At 41.9% G+C, this 21,583-nt stretch carries 17 protein-coding genes; 6 read left to right on the top strand and 11 right to left on the bottom strand.

Going from position 1 to position 21,583, the window contains the following annotated elements; translation table 11 throughout:
* Positions 1 to 37: 37 nt before the first annotated feature.
* On the bottom strand, positions 38 to 877 hold the full coding sequence (gene ablB, locus L1068_RS11695; RefSeq protein WP_054980838.1) for a putative beta-lysine N-acetyltransferase: 840 nt from the start codon (positions 875 to 877) through the stop codon (positions 38 to 40).
* A 352-nt stretch (positions 878 to 1,229) separates the two neighbouring features.
* On the bottom strand, positions 1,230 to 2,156 hold the full coding sequence (locus L1068_RS11690; RefSeq protein WP_237130416.1) for an AEC family transporter: 927 nt from the start codon (positions 2,154 to 2,156) through the stop codon (positions 1,230 to 1,232).
* A gap of 148 nt (positions 2,157 to 2,304) precedes the next feature.
* Here L1068_RS11690 and L1068_RS11685 point away from each other — a divergent pair, with 148 nt between their 5' ends.
* Positions 2,305 to 2,529, top strand: coding sequence for a hypothetical protein (locus tag L1068_RS11685; protein ID WP_054980836.1), 225 nt, complete (start codon positions 2,305 to 2,307; stop codon positions 2,527 to 2,529).
* A gap of 52 nt (positions 2,530 to 2,581) precedes the next feature.
* Here L1068_RS11685 and L1068_RS11680 read toward each other — a convergent pair whose 3' ends face one another.
* From L1068_RS11680 to L1068_RS11670, 3 genes are all read right to left on the bottom strand, one after another.
* Positions 2,582 to 3,640, bottom strand: coding sequence for an efflux RND transporter periplasmic adaptor subunit (locus tag L1068_RS11680; RefSeq protein WP_237130415.1), 1,059 nt, complete (start codon positions 3,638 to 3,640; stop codon positions 2,582 to 2,584).
* Positions 3,641 to 3,642: 2 nt separating this feature from the next.
* Positions 3,643 to 6,738 (bottom strand): efflux RND transporter permease subunit, encoded by a 3,096-nt coding sequence (locus tag L1068_RS11675; protein ID WP_237130414.1) that lies wholly within the window; start codon positions 6,736 to 6,738, stop codon positions 3,643 to 3,645.
* Between the two features lie 278 nt (positions 6,739 to 7,016).
* The gene (locus L1068_RS11670; protein WP_237130413.1) at positions 7,017 to 8,303 is read right to left on the bottom strand and encodes an HD domain-containing phosphohydrolase; all 1,287 of its coding nucleotides are present in this window, start codon (positions 8,301 to 8,303) and stop codon (positions 7,017 to 7,019) included.
* Between the two features lie 115 nt (positions 8,304 to 8,418).
* Here L1068_RS11670 and L1068_RS11665 point away from each other — a divergent pair, with 115 nt between their 5' ends.
* The 3 genes from L1068_RS11665 to L1068_RS11655 all read left to right on the top strand — a co-directional run bounded on the left by L1068_RS11665 (position 8,419) and on the right by L1068_RS11655 (position 10,857).
* Positions 8,419 to 8,967 carry a heme NO-binding domain-containing protein gene (locus L1068_RS11665; protein ID WP_237130412.1) on the top strand — a complete coding sequence of 183 codons (549 nt, stop codon included), beginning with the start codon at positions 8,419 to 8,421 and terminating at the stop codon, positions 8,965 to 8,967.
* The gene (locus tag L1068_RS11660) at positions 8,957 to 10,465 is read left to right on the top strand and encodes an ATP-binding protein (protein ID WP_237130411.1); all 1,509 of its coding nucleotides are present in this window, start codon (positions 8,957 to 8,959) and stop codon (positions 10,463 to 10,465) included. Before L1068_RS11665 ends, L1068_RS11660 begins: the two co-directional genes overlap by 11 nt.
* A gap of 179 nt (positions 10,466 to 10,644) precedes the next feature.
* Positions 10,645 to 10,857 carry a hypothetical protein gene (locus L1068_RS11655; RefSeq protein ID WP_237130410.1) on the top strand — a complete coding sequence of 71 codons (213 nt, stop codon included), beginning with the start codon at positions 10,645 to 10,647 and terminating at the stop codon, positions 10,855 to 10,857.
* A 255-nt stretch (positions 10,858 to 11,112) separates the two neighbouring features.
* Here L1068_RS11655 and L1068_RS11650 read toward each other — a convergent pair whose 3' ends face one another.
* Complete coding sequence (locus L1068_RS11650; protein WP_237130409.1) at positions 11,113 to 13,116, bottom strand: PAS domain-containing sensor histidine kinase; 2,004 nt, start codon at positions 13,114 to 13,116, stop codon at positions 11,113 to 11,115.
* Between the two features lie 472 nt (positions 13,117 to 13,588).
* On the opposite strand from L1068_RS11650, the gene L1068_RS11645 reads away from it, so the two are divergent.
* On the top strand, positions 13,589 to 14,479 hold the full coding sequence (locus L1068_RS11645) for a gluconeogenesis factor YvcK family protein (protein ID WP_054981062.1): 891 nt from the start codon (positions 13,589 to 13,591) through the stop codon (positions 14,477 to 14,479).
* Here the strand turns inward: L1068_RS11645 and L1068_RS11640 are convergent.
* A complete protein-coding gene (locus L1068_RS11640) occupies positions 14,476 to 14,793 on the bottom strand; it encodes an Hpt domain-containing protein (RefSeq protein WP_054981063.1) in 318 nt (105 codons plus the stop codon). The genes L1068_RS11645 and L1068_RS11640 overlap by 4 nt on opposite strands.
* A 25-nt stretch (positions 14,794 to 14,818) precedes the next feature.
* Between L1068_RS11640 and L1068_RS11635 the strand changes: the two genes are divergently transcribed.
* Positions 14,819 to 15,826: a glycosyltransferase family 4 protein gene (locus L1068_RS11635; RefSeq protein ID WP_054981064.1), complete on the top strand. Its 1,008-nt coding sequence runs from the start codon at positions 14,819 to 14,821 to the stop codon at positions 15,824 to 15,826.
* Between the two features lie 17 nt (positions 15,827 to 15,843).
* Here the strand turns inward: L1068_RS11635 and L1068_RS11630 are convergent, their stop codons facing one another.
* Genes L1068_RS11630 through L1068_RS11615 form a run of 4 tightly spaced genes read right to left on the bottom strand, consistent with a single transcriptional unit; the run spans position 15,844 to position 21,581 of the window.
* On the bottom strand, positions 15,844 to 17,277 hold the full coding sequence (locus L1068_RS11630; RefSeq protein ID WP_237130408.1) for a sigma-54 dependent transcriptional regulator: 1,434 nt from the start codon (positions 17,275 to 17,277) through the stop codon (positions 15,844 to 15,846).
* 37 nt (positions 17,278 to 17,314) lie between these two features.
* Positions 17,315 to 18,784: a SpoIIE family protein phosphatase gene (locus L1068_RS11625; RefSeq protein WP_237130407.1), complete on the bottom strand. Its 1,470-nt coding sequence runs from the start codon at positions 18,782 to 18,784 to the stop codon at positions 17,315 to 17,317.
* A 2-nt stretch (positions 18,785 to 18,786) separates the two neighbouring features.
* Positions 18,787 to 19,497, bottom strand: coding sequence for an AAA family ATPase (locus tag L1068_RS11620; RefSeq protein WP_237130406.1), 711 nt, complete (start codon positions 19,495 to 19,497; stop codon positions 18,787 to 18,789).
* The gene (locus L1068_RS11615; protein ID WP_054981068.1) at positions 19,494 to 21,581 is read right to left on the bottom strand and encodes an SLBB domain-containing protein; all 2,088 of its coding nucleotides are present in this window, start codon (positions 21,579 to 21,581) and stop codon (positions 19,494 to 19,496) included. Before L1068_RS11615 ends, L1068_RS11620 begins: the two co-directional genes overlap by 4 nt.
* Positions 21,582 to 21,583: the final 2 nt, after the last annotated feature.

Below are 21,583 nucleotides of genomic sequence, written 5' to 3'. Positions count from 1 at the left end.
CTTCCTCTCAGATTAATTACGTTTAATTAAACTGATATCAAAGCTTTTGAGACCACACATTCATTGACACCAACTTGTTATTGACTAAGTTATTATTGATTAGTCTGCCACCATATTCAAAGCCTAATCGCGCAAATACCTTATTTATAGCAAAAGACGACGCGCGACAAACCGAATAAATAAACTGTACATCGTTATTTTTTAGGTATTTGCTCGCTTCAAAAATAAGCGCTGAGGCAATACCTTCATTACGGAATTGGCTTAACACAACGGTATCGTAAAGCCTTGCATTTGGTGCATCTTTCTCATATTCAATACGCACACAGGCAACTATGGCGTTCATATATTCAACACAAAAATAGTCTACGCCGTTTTCAATACTGTTTATGATGTAGTTTTCATCACCGATTGGTGAGCCATAACTCGAAAATGCTAACTGATAAAGTTTAGATAACGCACGTACATCGCTTTGGTTACACTTGCGAAATAGCACAGGCTGAGAGAACGAACCAGGCTCCCATAAATCAACATTTTGAACTTCGTTGATAATACCGTCACTTAAATCCATGTGATCGCACGAAGCGCGCTCTTCATCAAAAAACCGAGAAATAAAAATAGCGTCTTGCAAACCAAAATAACCAGGCACGGTCGCCTCGATTTGGTAGCCGCGCTTTAGAAATGGCAATACTTGTGCGTCTTTTACTTTGGCGATTATTTTGCTGTAACCGCCTTCTTTAGCAAAGCTTTCTACTTCATTATGAAAGGTGTTTGGTACTTCAATTGTTGCATCGGTAATGTAAACACGGTCATTTAATTTGCCGAAACGGATAGTGTTACCTGTTAGCGTGGTTTCACTATCAAATTGCGTCGCTTGCATGATTTATATCCTGGCTGTTAATTCGTATAAAAATATTATTCAATCTATGCTTTATTAAAATTTAATCTAAAAGGCACTGTATATTTAGAGTTGATAGCAATATAAATATCGTTTCATAGGCGGGGTTGACTCAATAAAATCAAGTTATTAGAACGATTAATTGTTCTACACAAAACAAACCACTTCAAAATTAATTAGAATTCTAATTAATATAACATTAGTTAGAGCACTAATCAATTAGCTGAACATTTGTCAAACAGCGGGCGCAGCCACGCACGATAAGGCGCATGCCAAATCGTGCTTTAGTAAAGATAAAATGAGTAGAAGTGTAAAACGGGAGTGAAGTTGGCAGTTAACTAAACAAGTGGGTTTGCAAGACATAAATCCATAGCGGAATAGTTACAACACTCATTAATGTGCTGAGTATCACGGTTCCTGCAACGAGGCTTTGCCCACTGTTTTGCTGACAAGCAACGATGTATGCATTTACACCAGTTGGACATGCTGTCAGCACAACCAAAATTAACGTTATTTCATCACTTAAATGAAAGCCCAAACGCGCCACTAACAAAACCGCCAAAGGCAATACAATCAGTTTAATAATCGTGGCACTGATAATTTGCTGATAATTACCAGCCAAACGATATTGATACAGGTTGGCACCCAAAATAAATAGCGCAAGCGCTAACGCGCCTTGGGTAATTAAATGTAAGGTACTTGCGATAAAACCAGGTACATCAATACCCAACATATTCACCATTAACCCACTGTAGATCCCGATTAATAATGGATTTTTTAGTAAACCTTTACAAAAGCGCCTAAATTGAAACGAATTACCCGTCGCAAAACTCGAAAAAATACTGGTCGCGCCAAATAAAACAGCACTATGAAAGCTGATGATTAAAAACACCAGCGCCGCAACAGACGGCGACAACAAGCTAATTAACACAGGCAAACCAACAATAATGGTATTTGAATACGTACTGCCTAGCGCAAATACAGCGCTACCAGCAGACTGTATCTTGAAAAGTCGAGGTGCGAGCAACGTCGTTATTATAAAGGTCGATATAACAACGGCATAAAACGTTAAAAACACTGAATACGAGATAATACCCGATAAATCGGCTTGCGCGATATTAATAAATAGAAACAAAGGGAACAGCAAACTAAAGGTAATTTTACTAAGATCACCAATGGTTTGGGCAGACACATAATGGCTGCGAAGCGCAACATAACCAAGCAAGGCCACTATGACTAACGGAAAAAGAGACGAAAACATGGATTTAGTCATGCGATAAAAAGTGTCGAGACTGTAATCAATTACGTGCAAAACAGCAACCGTTTGGCACACCCCGGCTGTACAAATTTCACACAACCAACAGAGCGCACTATAGTTAAAGCATGCAGGATTTTTGCAGGACCTCGTTATGTTTGAACGCAGACATCATACACCTAGCTTTAATGAGCACATGGGTTTATTGAGTGATGAACAACGGATCGCGATGTATGATCTATACAACTTTGGCTATGATTTGGCGTTTGTACGTACTACAGCGCAAGGCAAACTTGCGGTACTAACCCAAGGCGAGAGCGTTGCAACGATTGACCAGTTTGGCGATGTTGCTGTTAATCCAGAGATCAATATCAGATAAAAAAAGGCGCGGCCAAGTAACTTGGTCGCGCGCTTTTTCTTAACTAATTTTTCTAACGTACTGCAAGTAACTGTTCAGATGGTTTAACACGCACTTTTGCACCTTCTTTTAGCATTTCACTGCCGCGTATTGCCACTTTTTCACCTAGCGCAAGTTCACCTTTCACTTCAATAAAGTCATTGAAACCGCTGCCGGGTACTACTGTCACTTGTTTTACGGTTAAGTCATCGGTTACCACATTCACGTATACTTTATCTTGGCGTAAAATTAACGCATCACGATGAACCGTTAACGCATTATGCTTAGCGCTACTTGCAAGGCTCACTCTTACCGCACTGCCAATAGGTAAAGATTGCTCAGTTAACGATGCGCGTACTTCCATAGTGCGGCTTAACTCATCTCCTACCGGTACCAAAGCACGCAGTGTTGAACTAAAGCGCATATCTTTATTGGCAATTAATACACTATCACCCACTTTATTAAATTGCGTATGGGATAGCGGTGCATTTGCACGTACTTCCAAGTCATCTAAACTCACTAACCGTACTGCAGGTGAGTTTGTTTGGCTAAATTCACCCACTTGCTTGTAGCGCTCAACAATGGTGCCATCAAAGGGTGCGATTAGCTTAGTTTTATCAAGTTGCAATACAATGCGCTGTAAACTGATCTTTGCCTGTTCAAGCTCTTGCATTGCCATCATTAACTCCGCTTCTTTCGCTTCAAGGGCATCCAACGAGGCGTTTTTGCCCAATTTTTCTATGCGAGTAAGTTGGCGTTCAAGCAAGCTAACACGTGTGCTAAAACTTTTTATGCTGGCACTGGCTTGTTGTTTTTCGAGCTGTAAAAACGCATCGTCCAACAGTAAAATCGTATCGCCTTTTTTAAAGCGCTCACCAACTTCTGCAATGCGCTTTACAACGCCCGAAACTTCAGTGGTTAAACGCGAATCAAAACGACTCACCACAGTGCCTGGTACCCACATTTGTTCAGCGATTTCAGCTTGCTCTACATCTCTTAGAGCAACCAAAGGAGCTGGGCGTTCATTGGCTGTTGCAAAACAACTAAGTAATGTCAGCACAGCACATATAATTGTCGAAATAACGTATCTCATAACTAATTCCCTTCCAGTTGCGTTTGAGTAGAAGTAACAGAGGTTGGTTGAACACTTTTACGCGTTGAAAATTGTTTTAGTAATGCCGGGAGCAGTACCAAAGTAAATAAGGTTGAAAACACCATGCCGCCAACTATTACCGCCGCAAGACCACGATAAATAATACTGCCTTCGCCTGGCATAATAAGTAGCGGCAACATGCCAAAAATACTGGTTAATGTACTCATAAAAATAGGGCGTAAGCGCAGTTTAAGTGCCTGCTCGACTGCCATTTCGCGGCTTAACCCTTCGCGTTCACCTTGGCGAGTTTGGTCGACTAATAAAATCGCATTATTTACAACCAATCCAAGTAAAATAATAAAACCAATCATGGTTAACAAGTCGAGCGGCTGAAATTGAATAAGGTTCATTAACTGTAATGCCACAACACCACCAACGGTTGCCAGTGGAATGGATAGCGTTACCATTAAGCTGTCTTTTAACGATTTAAAAAGACCGGCCATCAGAATAAAAAGTAGCCCAAGCGCCAAAATAAAATTCTGCCCCATGGTTTTAATCGATTGTTTTAAACTGTCGGCGCTACCGCCATAGTTAATCGAACCATCTGCAGGCATAAGCGCTTGAATTTGCGGTTCAATCTCAGTTTCAATAATAGCCATCGCCTGCTGTAACGACATACCTTCAGGTGGGTTTACATTAACTGTAATGGTTCTACGACGGTCAATTCGCTGAATACGTGACGGCCCAACCGTTCGTGTAACATCAACTAACTCGCCTAACTGCACTACAGTGCCACTTGGAGTAGTAATCGGCATTGCCGATAATTCTTCAGGGTTTTGCCAACCTTCGGCTTTGAAAATCATATCAAGACGTTTATTACCATCAAAATATTCACCCACATAAAGACCTGTGCCCATTGCTCGGGTAAGTTGTGCTAAATCACGGCGATTAAAGCCAACTTCCATCATGCGACGGTCATTTGGCAATAAGCGTAGTTCTGGCTCTGCATCTTGGGTGCCGGGGTTGATATTTATGTTACTGTCTTCAAAACGTGCTTGTAAGATTTCGCGTGTTTTATCGGCCACATCAGCCATGGCGCGCGTGTCGCGGCTTTGCAAGTGAATTTGAATGCTGCGACCTGAGCCTAGGCCGCCAAATAAATTACCTTGCTGTGAAAACACGCGGGTATCTGGTAAATCAACCAAAATCTCTTCACGCATTACGCGTTCAAGTTCTTTCACTTGTGATTGATCTTTAGCGCGCACACCTAAGTTTGCGTTGCCAGGAAATGATAAAATATAGTAATTTTTAAGCGCTGGCTGTTTCGTGCCATCCATATAGGGCTGTAAACGCTCAACCAAAGGCTTAATGTACTCGCGCTCAACAAACTCTTGGTTTGAACCCGTTGGTAAACGCACAAATGCATCTACTGCGTCACGTTTTACGGGTGGTAAGTAGTCAAGTGGGGGTAACAACCACACAGTCAACGCAACTGGCGCCGCCATCAAGGTGAAAATCACCGCAAGGCGTTTTTTACCTGAGTTAGTCAACGCCATAATTTTGCGTGTGATAGTTTGCCAAAGGCCTTCTAATCTATCTTCTTCAACTGTTTGGTTTAGCCACATTTTCGCAGCCACAGGTAAAATAGTCAGTGCCACCAGCAAGGAGATAAATACTGCAATGGCGATGGTCAGCGCTAAGTCCGCAAAAAATTGCCCTGCCACATCACGTAAAAATATCACCGGAACAAAAATCGCAATGGTCGTCGCAGTAGAGGCCATCAACGCCCCCGACACCAACTGTGTGCCTTTCGCAGCAGCTTTATCAGCGCGCAAGCCCTGGGTTTTCAACCTAACAATATTTTCAAGCACCACAATTGCCGCATCAAGCACCATGCCTGTGGCAAATGCCAATCCAGCCAATGAAATCACGTTAAGCGAACGGCCTGTGATATTCAACACAATAAAGGTGGTCATAATTGAAATAGGTATCGCCATTGCCACAATCAAGGTCGCGCGGCGCTGGCGTAAGAACCACCAAAGTACGCCTACAGCAAGCAGGATCCCAAGTACTAAGTTGCTCGAAACAAGATTAATTGCACGATAAATAAATACTGAGGCATCGAAGGATTGGTGCATTGTAAGTTGTTGTGGTTCAAGCACTTGGCTGCGAATTTTGTCGACCTCTGCTTTAACACGCTCAAGCGTTGCTAACACATTGGCGCCACTTTCACGGTCTATGCGCACCGACATTGCCGGATTACCATTTTGCACCGCACTACCATTGTCTGAATCGCGAGTGACTTTAATCTCAGCAATATCACTGAGTTTAATTGGTTTACCGTCACGCCATTCCAGTACCAAATTACCGAGCTGAGTTGGGTCGAAACGACCAGCAAAGCGCAGCGTATAACGGCGGCGACCTATATCGGCGTACCCACCCGATGCATCATTTGCTGAACCAATTAAATTGCTTACTCGTGTTAAATTAATGCCAAGTTCCGCTGCGCGATAAGCATCAAATTCGATTTGTAATTGCTCACGCGAGTTACCCGTTTGCAATTGAACGCGAGCAACCCCAGGAATACTCTCTAACCGAGGGCGAACGGTGTCATCGAAAAATGTTGCATATTCGCCGATCGGTTTTTCATTGCCGGGCAACGCTTGTATGAAAAAATAGGTCAGTGCTGGTGCACCACCATTAAAGCCACCGAGACTTATCACCGGTGGATTTACATCGCGTGGTAATGGCGGCACCCGATTCATACGGCTGATCACTTCGATCAGGGTTTTATCCATGTCGGTATCAAGCGTAAATGTAAGATTAATAAACGATGAACCTGAATTTGCAAAGGTGCGTAAACTGGTGAGCCCTGGTAGTCCTTGCAGTACGTCTTCTTGAGGTTCTAAGATTTCTGATTCCATTTCGGCTGGTGACGCCTGTCGCCAGCTAGTGAAAATAGTAATCTGAGGTCGTTCAATATCTGGAAAAAGTTGAATAGGTAGTTTAGTAAAGCTCACTACCCCTAACACCAAGCATAGGGTTACAAAAATTGCCACCCCCGCCGGATTTTTTAAAGCCCGAGTTGTAATGTTCATTGCGTTCCCTATTTTATTTTTTCGCAAACAACGTGCTTGACTATAGTTAGAAATTAGTCGCAAGAAAGTGGGAAATAGTTTAACCCTCAAAGAAATAAGACGGGCTGCAAAATAGGCTTTTTAGGTAAGTAAGTGTGTTTTTGGTCACACTTTGACACACCAAGTTGCTCAATTGTTAACCATAAGAAATTTAAATGTATCACATTAGGTAAACTAACAAATAATTGCGATAAAGCGCCCAGTTAGGCCCTTTATCATCAACATATTTCGCAACAAAATCAGTGAACAAATACGTTAAAGATATAACGCCATTCTTTTTCGTAGGATTTTAACTTTTCGATAAGTGTTGGGGTAATTTCAGTGCCTTGTGTTAATACCACTGCACCTTGTTTATTAAGTAAGTCTTGGCTCAAATGCATGCCCGGTTCCAACATATTGACACCTAGGCATAGATCAATATTGTGCTGATCGAGCGAAATTTCACTATTGAGCAGGTTTACATAGGCTTTTACGACCTCTGGGTCAAAATAAGTTTTACTTTCCTTTTTAAGAAAATCAATAGCTTGCTGCTGTGAAAGCTTTTGCTCACTAATTCGCCCAAGCACTAACTTATCAAACTCATTTACTACGGTTAGAATACGCGACGCAATCGGAATATTGGTGCCAATTAAATGATCTGGCACACCGCTGCCATCAAAGCGCTCGTACTGATGCTTTACCGCCATGCCAATCGCTTTTAAATGCGGTACCGTTTGTAATATTTCAGCGCCTTTCACTGCATGGGTTTGTTTTTCTACCAGTTCAGCCCGAGATAATTCATTTTCAATACTTTTTGCTAGCGTATCTGACAGCGAGACCTTACCAATCTCATGCATCAAGCCTGCAAGGTACACTTGCGTAACTTGGTTTTTCTCAAGTCCCATGGCTTCCGCTAGCGTACGACAATGACTGGCAACACGTTTTACGTGGCCTTCACCGCCTCCAGTTGTGTCTTCAATGATCAAGTTGATCATTTCAATAACATCATAAAACAAGCTACGTTGGCGATTGTTGGCTGATTTTAATTTATCGTTGAGTTTTGATAATGATTGCGTGCGCGCTTGCACTTTGCTTTCAAGATCTTGGTTTTGTTTGCGCAGTAATTCGTTTTTTAATTGCAGCTCTTTTTCCAAACGCATTACTGATTGCTTCAATTGAAACTGCTCAGACGCTTGTAACACCACATTTTTGAGCTCGTCGTTGCTCCATGGCTTACTCACGTAATTATTAATTTTACCTTGGTTTATCGCCATCGCAGTAGAATCGATATCTGAATAGCCGGTCAATAAGATGCGAGGGGTGTCGGGGCAAACGTCAAATGCCTTAGAAAGCAGCTCAGCGCCACTCATTTTGGGCATTTTCATATCTGAAATAATCACGCTATAGGTAGATTCAGATAACTGTTGTGCTGCAGCTTCCGGATCACTAAATGACTCAACCTCAAAGTCTTTTCTGAATAGCCTTTTCAGTGCATTAAGCACCTCCATTTCATCATCGACGATCATTAATTTTAACTTATCTGTCATAGTAATCCTCGAACGAAGCCAATACGCTATTTACTCTAAAAACATTGCCTTAACTAAAAAGTGACACTATTTTTTAAATAGATCAACCTGATTATGTGTAAAAAAGGAAGCGGTTATGAAAGGCGCGATATTTAATGCATTACAAGAATTTGTTGAGCAAGGGCACGGATACCAAGTTTGGGACGACGCACTTTGTAATAACACACTGCCCTCGCATGGTATTTACACATCCACAAAACAATATGATGACAGTGAGTTATTTGCCATAGTGGGTTATTTATCAGAGCAATTATCGGTACCGGTACCTGAATTAGTACGCGCATTTGGTACTTTCTTATTTTCACGCTTGATGCCGCAAGCGCCACAAGAAGCGCAAAATGCGCCGTCGTTACGCACATTTTTAATGATGGTAGACGAACTCATTCACGTTGAAGTTAAAAAGCTTTATAAAGACGCACAACTACCCGATTTTAGCTACGACGAACATATTGATGACAAACTAACTATGATTTATCAATCACCACGCAAATTATGCTTTTTATCGGAAGGATTAATTTTAGGCGCGGCACAACATTTTGGTGAAACCGTAAGCCTTTCTCAACCTGTATGTATGCATCAAGGTGGCGAACACTGCGAGATAGAAGTCGTTTTCAATGGAAAATAATGAAACACTTGCCAAATTGACAGCGCTAGAACGTATTTTAGCCCGTGAGCGCTTGGCACGAAAAGAAGCGGAAAAACAACTAGAAGACTACACCCGTGAGCTCTACCAGCAGGAAGAGGCGGTTAACCAAACGCAACAAGAAGTGGCAACCCAACAGGGACAGCTTGAATTTCTAACGGGCTTATTAGCAGAAACTTGGCGCCAACCTAGCTTAAATAAAATTGTCGCAAATTACCTTGAGCGCACTAATAACTTTATGACTAACGCCCATAATCTGTTTGTCGAAATACACGCGGATTTGTCATATCATCAATTTCAGTACTACTGCCAAAGCACAAAACAGCATGCTTCCTCGTTGCCCGACTCTTATAAACAAGTATTGCGTCAATTTAAGCGTGATGAACTGTATCAGCAAGTAAGCAGTGAGTCCGAATCACAAATTTTTGAAATCGAAAGCATTAGTAACAGCGCCAATGAACAGTTTAGTGATTGCGTTTTAGTGCCTTTGTACAGTTTAGATTTATCCTCGGGCAAAGGTGTGGGTATTGCCATCTTATTGTATGAATCACAAGACGATATCAATATCGTTAAGCTGCAAACACTTGAATCATCGCGCAGTATGTTATCAGTTGCGATTGAGCGTAAACGCGCAGAACAAGCGCTACAAGAGCGTCTTGTTGACCTTGAAACCAGTAATAAAATGTTGGAACAAACACAGCAACAACTTGTGCAACAAGAAAAATTGGCATCACTTGGTCAGCTAGCGGCGGGCGTAGCACACGAGATAAATAACCCTGTTGGCTTTGTATTAAGTAACCTAGATACAATGCGAGAGTACTTTTCTGATTTTGCTGAAATTATGGCGCCACTTAACGCAGACAACATATCTGAACAGGAAAAAGTTGTTGCGATGCAAGCTAAGTGGCAGTCATTAGATGGGGATTTTTTGTTTGATGACAGCAAAGAAATATTAACATCCTCAGTGCAGGGGCTTGAACGCGTTAAAGACATAGTGTCAGATCTCAGCACCTTCTCACGCATGGATAATGACGAACTTGATAGTATTGATCTAAATGTAGTGATTGAGAAATCATTGAACGTGGTCAGTAACGAGTTCAAATATCACCATGAAGTAGTAAAACACCTGCTACCTGAAGCGAATATTCTTGGCAATGCCGGTAAATTACAGCAAGTGTTTATTAACTTGTTTGTTAATGCAAAACACGCCATGCCAAATGGCGGTGCGCTGACCATTAGCTGTGAGAAAGACCGTAATAAAATTATTGTGCGGGTCAAAGATCAGGGACATGGGATTGAAAAAGACCATCTCGCCGATATCTTTACGCCATTTTTTACCACCAAAGCGCCCGGAGAAGGTACCGGTTTAGGCCTCGCTATCTCCTATGGTATTTTGCAGCAGCACAATGCCAAAGTGAAAGTACATAGTGAAGTTGGCGTGGGTACTGAATTTGAAATTGCGTTTTATGAATCAATTTGAGTCAATGTTTATAAAACACGCTAAATAATACGACTTATTTCACGCCAAACCACTTCGCATTTTGCAACGCAATTTTAATCAACAACCCTGATGCTGTTAACTTTCGCATAAATTTCAATATATTAAATTTGGTTTGTATCTTGCTGTAATGTTAGTGAGCAAACATTTGGAGAAACATTATGCGAAACGGTAACCAACCATTCTCAATTGACCAAAAGCTGCAAGCGATGAGACCTTATATTGACCTAGAGTTGTTTAATCACTCAATTGATTATCGCCGCAAAGTGATATTTAGCTTTAAAGAGCAAGAACGCGCTCTGCAACAACTGAAAGACGAATTTGCAGAGCCAAGCGTACGTGAAGATTATGATTGTGTTCTTGGGTACAACTAATGCTGGCAACTTGACTCGGTTGGATCCCCTCTTTTAAAACAACCAACCGAGCTTTTTTACTAACCTGAACTTTGGTTGAAAAGTTAACTAACACCTAAACATATGAGCTAATTAAATGATAACTGCTAGCTTGGAAGTTTTTCACAGTAACAAAGTAATTTTGTGCATCTATAACACCTATTGCAAACAAATTTAACGTTTTAATAAGTACAAGTAGCTGTCAAAAAGTAAATTATTATCCCAGACTCAGGGTAACTATGAAAACAAGGCTTTTATCTTCTCATCGAGCAATGCACTATTAAGTGGCTTGGTTAGCACATCTTGCATACCTGCATTTAAACATTTAGTTTTATCAGCAAGGCCTGCATTGGCGGTTAGTGCAATAATAGGCGGCGCTAATTCGCCAAGCTCAGTTCGAATTGTTCGCGCAGCAGTAACCCCATCCATTATGGGCATTACCATATCCATTAAAACTAAATCAAAGCGGGATTTTTTCACTGCCGCAACAGCACTTTCACCATTATCAGCAAGTACAACCAAATGATTTCGCTTTTCCAAAATCGCTTTAATTATAAACTGGTTTGCGGGGTTATCTTCTGCAACCAAAATGCGATAACTAGGAATGCTATTTTCAATTTTCGCGTCTTTCACATGTCTGTCAGCGATGACTAGTGGGATCAGTGGAATAGTGACAACAAACTCGGTGCCGACACCAATTTCGCTAGCGCATTCAATTTTGCCTTCCATTAATTCCAACAAACGCTTGGTAATGCTGAGCCCCAACCCAACACCTTGTTGCCTGCCTACCTGTTTATCATGCAATTGTGAAAATGGCTCAAATAGGGTTTGAATATGCGCTTCATCAATACCGACCCCTGTATCTTTCACTGTGATAAACAGTTCAGTATCACTGCGGTTTACCAACAAACTTACCTCGCCTTCTAAGGTAAACTTAAATGCATTACCGAGTAAGTTAAGCAAAACCTGCGACAAGCGCACACCATCAGTATTAATCTGCTCCGGCACGCCACCACCTAAAATAGCGTTAAAATGAATGCCTTTTTTAACTGCCTGAGTTTCAAATTGTTGGACTAAATTTTTAATCAGCTTATGCAAATTAACATTGCTATTCTCAAGGGCTAAGGTGCCTGATTCAATTTTGGCAAAATCTAAGGTATCGCTGATCACCCCTTGCAACAACTTGGCGCTATCTCGCATAAAATCGATTAATTCAAGCTGTTTTTCATTCGGCTGAGTATCTTCTAACAACTCTAAAATGCCTAAAATAGCATTCATTGGAGTACGAATTTCATGAGACATCACGGCTAAAAAGTGCGATTTTGCTTTATTGGCGCTCTCGGCTTTTTCTTTTGCAAGTTTTAGATCATATTCACGCTGTTTAGCAAAGCTAATGTCTTTTGCAATGCCTAAATACCCAGCAAAGCTGTTGTCTGCGTTAAACTTCGCTTTACCGCTAATTGACACCCAAACACGATGCCCCTGATTATCAATCGCTTCAAACTCGAATTCGTGAATTTCACTGTGCTGCCTTACAAGGTGTAAAAAATGCTCCCACTTTTTAAATTGCGTGCTTTCACTGTCGCTACGAATATTTAACGGGCTTTTGTGTAAAAAGTGTGAAAAATTGCTTGGTTTGGTTTGTTCTAAAAACGACAAATAGGTAAAGCACATGCTTTCATCAGTTTCCCAAAACCAGTCTGATGCGAGCTCTGCGTAGGCTTGAAAGCGCTGCTGACTTTGCGTTAACGCATAAGTGCGGTCTAACAACATTTGTGACATTTGATGCTGCTGATCAAGTTGTAAAAATGCTTGGCGAAACAAAGTATCGACTGCACTCAATGCATTTTCCATTTGCCCAATATCATCACCATCTTTAATAAACAGAACAAAAACACCTTTTCGTTCTGCAAAGTTATTAGCAACAAAAATAACGGTTTCGTGGCAGTGGCTAGGTAAAATCCAATCACTTGGGAGCTGGCAAATATTAACGGCGTAAACGTTACGCTCGAACGCCTTTTTAACAAAGGAGGGCTCAAGTAAGCACACACCACTTAATGGTTCATAGGTGCTGGTTAACGCACATAACTGGTTTGCGTCTTGGGTAAGTACCAAAATATCGCTAATTTCAGCAATTGGCTTTAAACCTAATTGCAGTTTCACTAATAATTCAGCTGCGTTTTTGCTGCTTAGTAGTTCGTTAACCACTCGCAGCATGTCGTTCGCATTTAGTCTTTCCATGACACCTCTTTAAAACAAATTAATTTGCTTAGTGTCTGTTGAGCTTCGCTGTTCTATTTTTGTTCTTTTTGAGCGTGCTTTTATCACGGCGCTCGATGTGTGGCCTAGCAATCTAAGCGAATATCGAGCAAAGCTAACGCGTCCTGCTCTCGCCCCTTACCTACATCCATGTAGGCAACAATGAGAAAAGTGCGCTCAAAAGAACCGTTCGGCAGCGCTTGATTGGGTTTTCTAATGTGTTATCGGCTGACTCACATAGAATAACTATACCACGCAGCCTCTGCCTTGTATAAAACTCAATCAAACTGCTGCAAAAACGAACTTGAAAGTTCAACAGACCCTTATGCTATTCAGTTTAGCGAAAGTACCTGCAAGCTGCATTGCAAAATGCAAATAAAGTCATATTTTCACCTATTTTTGACTGGTACATAACTTGTATCACTTTCTGTAGAGAATTTGGCGAGGGCGTATTATGAAAATTGTATGTATAGGTGGTGGTCATGGTCTTTCACAGGTGCTCGATGCGCTAAAAAATATGCCATGTGAACTCACAGCAATTGTAACTACAACTGACAACGGTGGAAGCACAGGACGACTGCGCCAAGACCCAAGCCAAATTGCCTTTGGTGATATTCGTCGCTGCGCTGAAACACTTGGCAACCCAGAAAATATGCTCACTATTCTGAGCGAACAACGTTTTGAACAAAACAACGACTTAAATGGTCACAGTTTTGGCAATATATTATTAAGCGCGCTAAGCCAAGTCACGCATAACACCAGCGACGCCATCAAGATTTTTTGTGCCATGCTGGGGGTAAAACACACTATTTTACCCATGGCTAATGGCCCTGTAGATTTAGTGGCGACAAGTGAAAGTGGCGAGCGTGTTTTTGGCGAGTGCCACATCGACGCGCTTTCAACCTTTCCTAAGCAATTAAGTTTGTCTAAAGCGGTTGTTGCCAACCAACAAGCGGTAGAGGCGATTCTTCACGCAGATTTAATTTTACTCGGCCCTGGTAGCTTATTAACAAGTGTTATGCCTCCGCTTTTACTGAGCGATATTCGTGACGCGTTAAGTCGCACTTCAGGCTGCCGAATTTTTATTGAAAATTTGGTACCTGAACACAGCGCTGTTGACTCAATTCCGGCAAATGAACAAGTAACGAAAGCCGTGGAAATTCTTGGTTATAAATTTTTTGATGTGTGTTTAACCCCAGACGCATTTGAAGCGATGGACTTAAGAGCAATCGAAAAAGAACAGCACAGTAGCACGCATAATAAGTCGCAGTTAAAACACATTATTGAGCAATTACTGCCCTATCAAGATGACACACAGCCGAACTACAGTATTAAAGTGCATTAGGAAATGGGTATTGCAGCCATGGTGGCACTGTGTATTTCGGGTAGTAATGCACGCTCAGCAAAAAAGGCAGTGTCGTTATTTTTGGCATGGGCCTCAAGGGTTTCTGCAAGGGCACCAAGTTGGTCTGCACCGTATGAACGAGCACAGCTTTTTAAACTGTGGCTAAAACGCACAGCGTCGTTATCGAGGGTTGTAACTGCCATAATCTGTTCGGTGAGTTTGGTTGCTTCACTTTTAAAAACAGCGAAAAGTTGGCCTAAAACATCTTTACCAACGTCGGCTTCAAGTTGTTTTACAGTTGTTTGATTAAACATAGCATTCCTTATTGGGGAGGTATTTATGCGAAATCTTGTGCTCTTCTTAGATTCTAGCCTATTTGGCGGCATTGAATCGCATATTGTTGAATTAGTGAAACTAATGCAGCGTAACAACGTACCTGTGTCAGTACTGTTTTACCAAGATCATCACAATATGCAACTCTATAAATTACTTGAAGCCTTAAATTGCGCTTACCAATGTTTAGATGGCAAACCACTTAGCTTGCATCATTATTTAAAACAGCACAGCAACACAGTGTTGCATACCCATGGTTACAAAGCGGGCATTATTGGTAGACTTACTTGCAAAGTAACCGGAAACTTATGTATTTCAACATATCATGCCGGTGAAAAAGGCGCAGGCCGAGTAAGGCTATACAATTGGCTTGATCATCTCACCAGTGGTTTTTCGCAAAATTTGGTTGTTGCTCAACATCTTAAAAACACGGTTAAAAATAGTGAATTTATTGCTAATTTTATCGTGCCAAACAACCCTAAACTTAAACAGCCCAATAGCGTATTGAATATTGCCTTTGTTGGCCGGCTATCATATGAAAAAGGGCCCGACCGTTTTGTCGCGCTGGCGCAGCATTTCACTCAGCAACCGCGTTTACAATTTCATATCTATGGTGACGGCGATATGGCGTCTGAGCTTAAACGTAATGCTCCAAAGAACATACAGTTTCACGGTCATCAAAGTGATAAGTCACTTTGGCAATCAATTGATGTATTAGTTATTTGTTCACGTGAAGAAGGGTTACCAATGGTGCTGTTAGAAGCCATGGACAATAAAATAGTGTGCATTGCTAATCGAGTAGGCGCCATCGACAGCGTAATTGCACATAATCAAACCGGGCTGTTAACCGATGACCAAACCCAAGTCGCACTGGTTAATCGCTTAAAAACATTATTGTTTATGTCGCAGCAAGAACGTAATTACTTAATTAAAAATGCCACCAGCAAATTGCACCGCTTTTACTCAGGTCGCGAGCAATTTACTCAACTCAGTAAATTGTATTTCAAACCGTAAAGGTCAACACGTTCTCGTTAACTAATAACACCTTGCTCTTCCATTTGATCCCAAGTTTTCATTTTTCGGTAGATGGTGGAAGGGCTAATATCTAAAAGCGCTGCAGCTTTTGGCACATTATCGTTGCACGAAGCTATCGCTTTTTCGATATAACGCTTTTCAACAATCCACAAAGGTTCAATATCGGAGCTGCGTAACAGGTTAGTGGTTTCGATACTCGCGGCAGTTGATTGCGGCGTCATATTTGCCATTGGCTGCGCAGCAACCATTGGCTCTGTTGACATATTACTTTGTGGAAATGGCGGAAACATGCGTTTTTCTATCCACGGCTGGCTATTCAGTACCACGGTGTTGCGGATCATATTTTCAAGCTGACGTACATTGCCAGGCCAACTGTAGGCCATTAAATGTTGTTTGGCATCATCACTTAGCCCCTCAAACGTTTGGCCTTCTTCTTTAGCTATACGTGAAAACAATGCCTCGGCTATTTGAATCACATCAGTACCACGCTGACGTAGCGGCGGTAGCTGAACGGGAATCACATAAAGTCGGTAATACAAGTCTTCGCGAAAACGCCCTGCTTGCACTTCTAGCCATGGGTCGCGATTAGTCGCGCAGACAAATCGTACATCAACCTGTTGTTGCTGCTCACTGCCAACCTTTTGAAAGCAGCCCGTTTGAATAAAACGCAGCAATTTACTTTGTAAATTGAGATCCATTTCACACAATTCATCAAGAAACAGGGTGCCACCGTCAGCCATGCCTGCGGCACCTTCACGAGAGTTTGTTGCGCCGGTAAACGCACCTTTTACATGACCAAAAATTTCACTTTCAATCAAATCTTTTGGAATCGCCGCACAGTTTATCGCGATAAATGGTTTTTTACTGCGTTCACTGCATTGATGAACCGCGCGCGCGCACAGCTCTTTACCGGTACCACTTTCACCTGTGATAAATACCGTCGCTTTACTGTTAGCGGCATTGCTGATGATTTGATAAACCGATTGCATTGGCGCTGAGCTGCCAATCAATTCACAAAATCGACCGTTTTCAAAACGTGATTGGTATTTTTCAACGGTTTCACTTAGCGAATTAAGCTTTAATGCGTTATTAACTGTGATGCGAAAACGCTCAGCATCAACAGGCTTTTCAATAAAATCGGCGGCGCCGTAGCGAATAGCATCAACCGCCATTTCTTTACTGGCATGGGCGGTTAGTACCACGACTTTTGGTCTATCGTTAACGGGAAGTTGCGCTAAAATGTCCATGCCACTCATATCGGGCAGCATAACATCCAGCATGATCAGGTCAGGTTTGTTGCTTGCTAAATAATCTAAGGCCTCTTGTCCTGTGTACGCGACATCGCTGTGCATACCAGTGGGAATAAGGTATGACTGGTACAACAGCGCTAACGATTCCGTATCTTCGACAATTAAGATCTTATTTGGCATAGGCAAACTCCTGATCACATTTAAGTATTTCCTTATTCTAATTAAGTACTAGTAGAGACGAATCGTCAATTTCTTTTGATAATCTTGGCAAACATTTATACCAAAGTTGACTTAAATCTGTGCCTATTGCGCTTATATTAGCAGTGTTAATCGCCTCAACTAGCTGCTGTAGCTCAAAGCAATTTTCATGATTTTCAAACAAACCATCGGTCGCCATTACCAATGAATGGCCGTGCTCGAGCTGATAACATTCGCTGTGATATTCATAGCCTCGATCGAGCCCAAGTAAGGGTTGGCTGTTGCCGATGTTTGTTACTGTTTGCTGCTGTGATAACACAATCGGTAGCGGATGCCCTGCGTTAATTAGCGAGATATTGCGCTCGGTAATTTCCAATGCGATAAACGTAACAAGGCTCTGCTGCATAAACTCTTGGTTAGGTAAGCTCTTTGCCAATCCGTTTACAAAATCAGCAAGTGAATCAAATGGGCAGTTAAGTAAACCCAGTATGTACCCTTTTAGTTGCAGCGCAACGCGGTTTGCACTTTCGCCATGACCCATAACATCGCCAAAGAACACGTAGCTGTGGAGATCTTTTTTTACCGATACTAAAACATCGCCGCCACTGCCCGCAGCAACATTGCCAAATGAAATTGCCGATAGCGCTCCGAGCTCAAATTGATCTTTGTGGGCTGCCAACTCGCCTTTTGAAATATTAACCGAACGTGAGACACAACGGCTTTTTACTCGCTCACAAACGATTTCTAACTGCTCTTTTTTTACAGGCTTAACTAAATAGTCATCAACACCACATAAATGGGCCTTTAGCATGGTCTCTCGACTACCATCGCCCGAAATCACCACAATACCAATATTGTTTAGATGACTTAGCTGTTTAATGTTAGAGATAAATTCATCGGCCAGCATGGCGTTTAAGTTCATATCAATTAATAGCAAATCAACATTGTGCGCCATCAAATATTGATACGCTTGATGCTCGTCCGTAAAAGCGTGACAGTCATAATCACGCTCTAAATAGGCGTTTACGAGCTGTAAGCTGGCGTGTTCATCATCAATAATTACGACACGGTTTTTCACTTTTTTAAGCGGTAAGGCAAAGCTAAAATGATTTTTACCGTGTTTTTCAAAATAACGAAAATCAGGAAAATAATGTTCGATTAACGCAAGCCCCATTCCCCCTTCGCGTAGTTCGCCATCTGCGAGGTCGGTATGTTGGCCTTTTGAAGTCGTTGGGTGAAAATAACTAGTTGGATCGATTAACTCAATTTTAATGCTGTTGAGCGTGCGCCCTATGACTAAGGTAACCGCTTCGTCCTCCCCTTCACTGTGGCGAATAAGATTAGTTAAATATTCAGTGACAACAAGGCCGGTGTTATCAATATCGTCGTTTTCAACATCCATAGTTGCAAGCAAGGTGAGTAAAATTTCACGCACTGAATGTAAGGTCGACCAAATTAAGTTAAAGCGCCTGTAAAACAATACATTCATTATTACACCCCTTGAAACAACCACTGCTGGCGATTAACGATATTGATCAGACGATGTTTCACTTTAGGTAATCGTCTAAAGCGGCGATTAATGCTGTCAATCAAACGCTCCCCAAGTGGTGGCATATACATTTGACTCACCACAATTTCAAAGCGCTTGCAGTGAGCCGATTTTAATTCACTAATTACCGCATCGAGTGTCTCTTGTGTTGTTTTACCAAGGGCAATATCTAACAGCAATAAATCGGTTACCGACATTAATAAATGAAGCGGAAAATTCGCGTGATTGCGTTTACAAATTGGCGACATATCAAACAAAATATAGTCGAACTCTTGTTTCAGCATCAGAACCGCCATATCAAACACGTCTTTTTCGCGCACGAGCGCTAAGTCTTGTAATTGCGTGATGCTTAAAAAGTAAAAGTCATCTATCGATTGCGCATTTAGCTGACAGCTAATATCACCAAATGACCATTTGGCTAATGCATTTGGCATACTAACAAGATCTTTCCCTGTTAGTGGGTTACAGGTGTTTAGATCAATCACCAAAACCCGTTCATTACGCCCGCTTAAACGTTTCGCCACACTGATTGTCAAAGACGTGGCACCTGAGTGACCATTCGGTGATGCAAATGCAATACAACGTGCTTTTTCACTGTTAATAGACTCAAAAATAAGCTCAAGCTCTTGATACTGTTTTGGAATAATTCTCATAAGCTCACCGCCAATGCAATTACTGTTAAAATGTCGACTAATGAGTTTTTAGCACGCTGAGTAAAATCTTGACCTTGATCTGGAATATAGACCGTATCGCCTGCGCGCAGCAGCGGAATATTCGCTGAATTAGGCTGTTTGATAAACTTCTCTAAATCGAAGCGGCGCGATTGCTCTTTGCAACAGCCATGGTTAATTACCACAATTTTACTGATTAAGGCATCGGAAGTCGGTCCGCCTGCCTCGGCTAATACGTCAAGCAATGACATTGAATCATCAAAGCTATAGCGACCTGGCTGTTTAATCGCGCCCATAATGCGCACTACTTGGTCTTTTGGTTGACGTAACCAGTCTTTGCTTTTTTCCGGTACGAAAATCGTATCGCCCGGTAATACGCGAGGGAATAAGGTTTCGTCGCCAGTTTCAAAGTATAGTGCTAAGTTAAGTTTACTCACGCGCGATTGCGTGCCGTTGCGATGTGTCACACGGATGTTGCGTAAGTCGGCATCGTCCGTAGGGCCATCTGCCGCAGAGATAATATCAAGAAAATGTAACGACTTATCAAATGCATAGCGACCCGGTGCGCCAACCTGCCCTAACACATAAATAGAACTTTTCGCATCTTGACGCACCCACTGCGACTTATTGTCTTTCGGGTCGTGTGGCAACTCTTCAACAATAATGGTATCACCAGCAATAATCGTTGGTAGTGGGTAGCTGTCACCGTCGCTATTTGCATATTCATCTAAACTAAAGCGCTGTAGCAGCTGGCCTTGGCGAATGATTTTAATATCGTTTACATTAGCACCTTTTGTTGGCCCCCCTGCATGGGCAAATAAATCGGTAAAGTCCATTTCGTTACTCCATTCGTAACGACCTGGATGATGGATTGCGCCCATAATTTTAACTGCACGAGTCGGCGCTACTTTTAGCCAGCTCTTTTCATTTAAATCGGTTTTCTCGGGAACAAAAATCACATCGCCAGGCGCAATATCAGGGATCGACATAGACTGATAACCTTCGCTATATGCTTGTAAGTCGAACAGAACATTATTACCTGCTGGGGTTAATATTTTGATTTGGCGGGTTTCAGCAAACCGTGTTGGACCGCCTGCATTTGCTAGGATATCCAAAAAGCCAATTTGATTGCTCGCCTCATAAGCACCCGGCTTTTGCACTTCGCCCATAATGTAGACGGTGCGCGCTGTGGTGTTAACATCATCTACCATAATCGGCACAAAAATCGTGGTGCCCGCGCCAATTTTTGGCAGCAAGCTAGTATCGCCTGAATCCAAGTACTGCTTCAAATCAAAGATAGTTGGCGTGTTGTTTTGAATAACGCGAATTTTAGTTACATCGGCGTAACGCGTTACGCCCTCAGCACGCATTAACGCATCAATAATATTCATATCTGGTTTATACGAAAAACTACCAGGGCTGTGCAGTTCTCCAAATAATGTTACTGCTTGGCCTTGGCCGTCGGCATCGCCTGCGCTTGAAAGTGTTTGCGCATCAAAGTCTATTTGCACATTACCTAAAAGCGGTGACACAGGTACAAACACTGTATCGCCTGAGCGTAATTTAGGTAATAAAGCGACATCACCGCTATCAAGATACGCTTTGTAATCGAACGTGGTGGTGGTGTCATCGCGGCGAATTTGCAGTTTATTAAGCTGGGCCCCTGGCTTAATGCCATCGGCTTTTGCAATCACCATTTGAATATTGCCATTAGCAGGAATACTTACTTGCGAAGGGTTATTTACATAGCCAAGCACAGTAACCAGTAAATCGCGTGAACGCACTTCTAAATAAAACTTACCGAGCGCTTTGTACACACCGGCAAGCTTAAGTTTAACTTCTGATTCAGCACGATTAGGCGTTTTACCTGCAAGTTTTACTTTGCCAATTTCAGGCAGTTCAACAAAGCCTTTATCGTCAACTTCAAAGGTACTCTCAAATTCAACTTCACCCGGTACATTAAAATAGATTTTATTACCTACTTCAATCACCGCATCGTCGTCATTGGCAGCAAGCGAAAAGCTTAAAAACCAACACAGTAGTATTAAATAAATAGTGAATTTCATGA

It is taken from the genome of Pseudoalteromonas sp. MMG024 (assembly GCF_021654175.1).
Taxonomy (GTDB): Bacteria; Pseudomonadota; Gammaproteobacteria; order Enterobacterales; family Alteromonadaceae; genus Pseudoalteromonas.
This window is presented reverse-complemented; position numbering and strand designations above follow the sequence as displayed.

Coding starts and splice junctions, on each gene's coding strand:
- L1068_RS11685 (WP_054980836.1), top strand. CDS start 2,305: ATGTTTGAACGCAGACATCATACACCTAGCTTTAATGAGCACATGGGT.
- L1068_RS11680 (WP_237130415.1), bottom strand. CDS start 3,640: ATGAGATACGTTATTTCGACAATTATATGTGCTGTGCTGACATTACTT.
- L1068_RS11690 (WP_237130416.1), bottom strand. CDS start 2,156: ATGTTTTCGTCTCTTTTTCCGTTAGTCATAGTGGCCTTGCTTGGTTAT.
- L1068_RS11665 (WP_237130412.1), top strand. CDS start 8,419: ATGAAAGGCGCGATATTTAATGCATTACAAGAATTTGTTGAGCAAGGG.
- L1068_RS11615 (WP_054981068.1), bottom strand. CDS start 21,581: ATGAAATTCACTATTTATTTAATACTACTGTGTTGGTTTTTAAGCTTT.
- ablB (WP_054980838.1), bottom strand. CDS start 877: ATGCAAGCGACGCAATTTGATAGTGAAACCACGCTAACAGGTAACACT.
- L1068_RS11620 (WP_237130406.1), bottom strand. CDS start 19,497: ATGAGAATTATTCCAAAACAGTATCAAGAGCTTGAGCTTATTTTTGAG.
- L1068_RS11635 (WP_054981064.1), top strand. CDS start 14,819: ATGCGAAATCTTGTGCTCTTCTTAGATTCTAGCCTATTTGGCGGCATT.
- L1068_RS11645 (WP_054981062.1), top strand. CDS start 13,589: ATGAAAATTGTATGTATAGGTGGTGGTCATGGTCTTTCACAGGTGCTC.
- L1068_RS11660 (WP_237130411.1), top strand. CDS start 8,957: ATGGAAAATAATGAAACACTTGCCAAATTGACAGCGCTAGAACGTATT.
- L1068_RS11655 (WP_237130410.1), top strand. CDS start 10,645: ATGCGAAACGGTAACCAACCATTCTCAATTGACCAAAAGCTGCAAGCG.
- L1068_RS11670 (WP_237130413.1), bottom strand. CDS start 8,303: ATGACAGATAAGTTAAAATTAATGATCGTCGATGATGAAATGGAGGTG.
- L1068_RS11625 (WP_237130407.1), bottom strand. CDS start 18,784: ATGAATGTATTGTTTTACAGGCGCTTTAACTTAATTTGGTCGACCTTA.
- L1068_RS11630 (WP_237130408.1), bottom strand. CDS start 17,277: ATGCCAAATAAGATCTTAATTGTCGAAGATACGGAATCGTTAGCGCTG.
- L1068_RS11675 (WP_237130414.1), bottom strand. CDS start 6,738: ATGAACATTACAACTCGGGCTTTAAAAAATCCGGCGGGGGTGGCAATT.
- L1068_RS11650 (WP_237130409.1), bottom strand. CDS start 13,116: ATGGAAAGACTAAATGCGAACGACATGCTGCGAGTGGTTAACGAACTA.
- L1068_RS11640 (WP_054981063.1), bottom strand. CDS start 14,793: ATGTTTAATCAAACAACTGTAAAACAACTTGAAGCCGACGTTGGTAAA.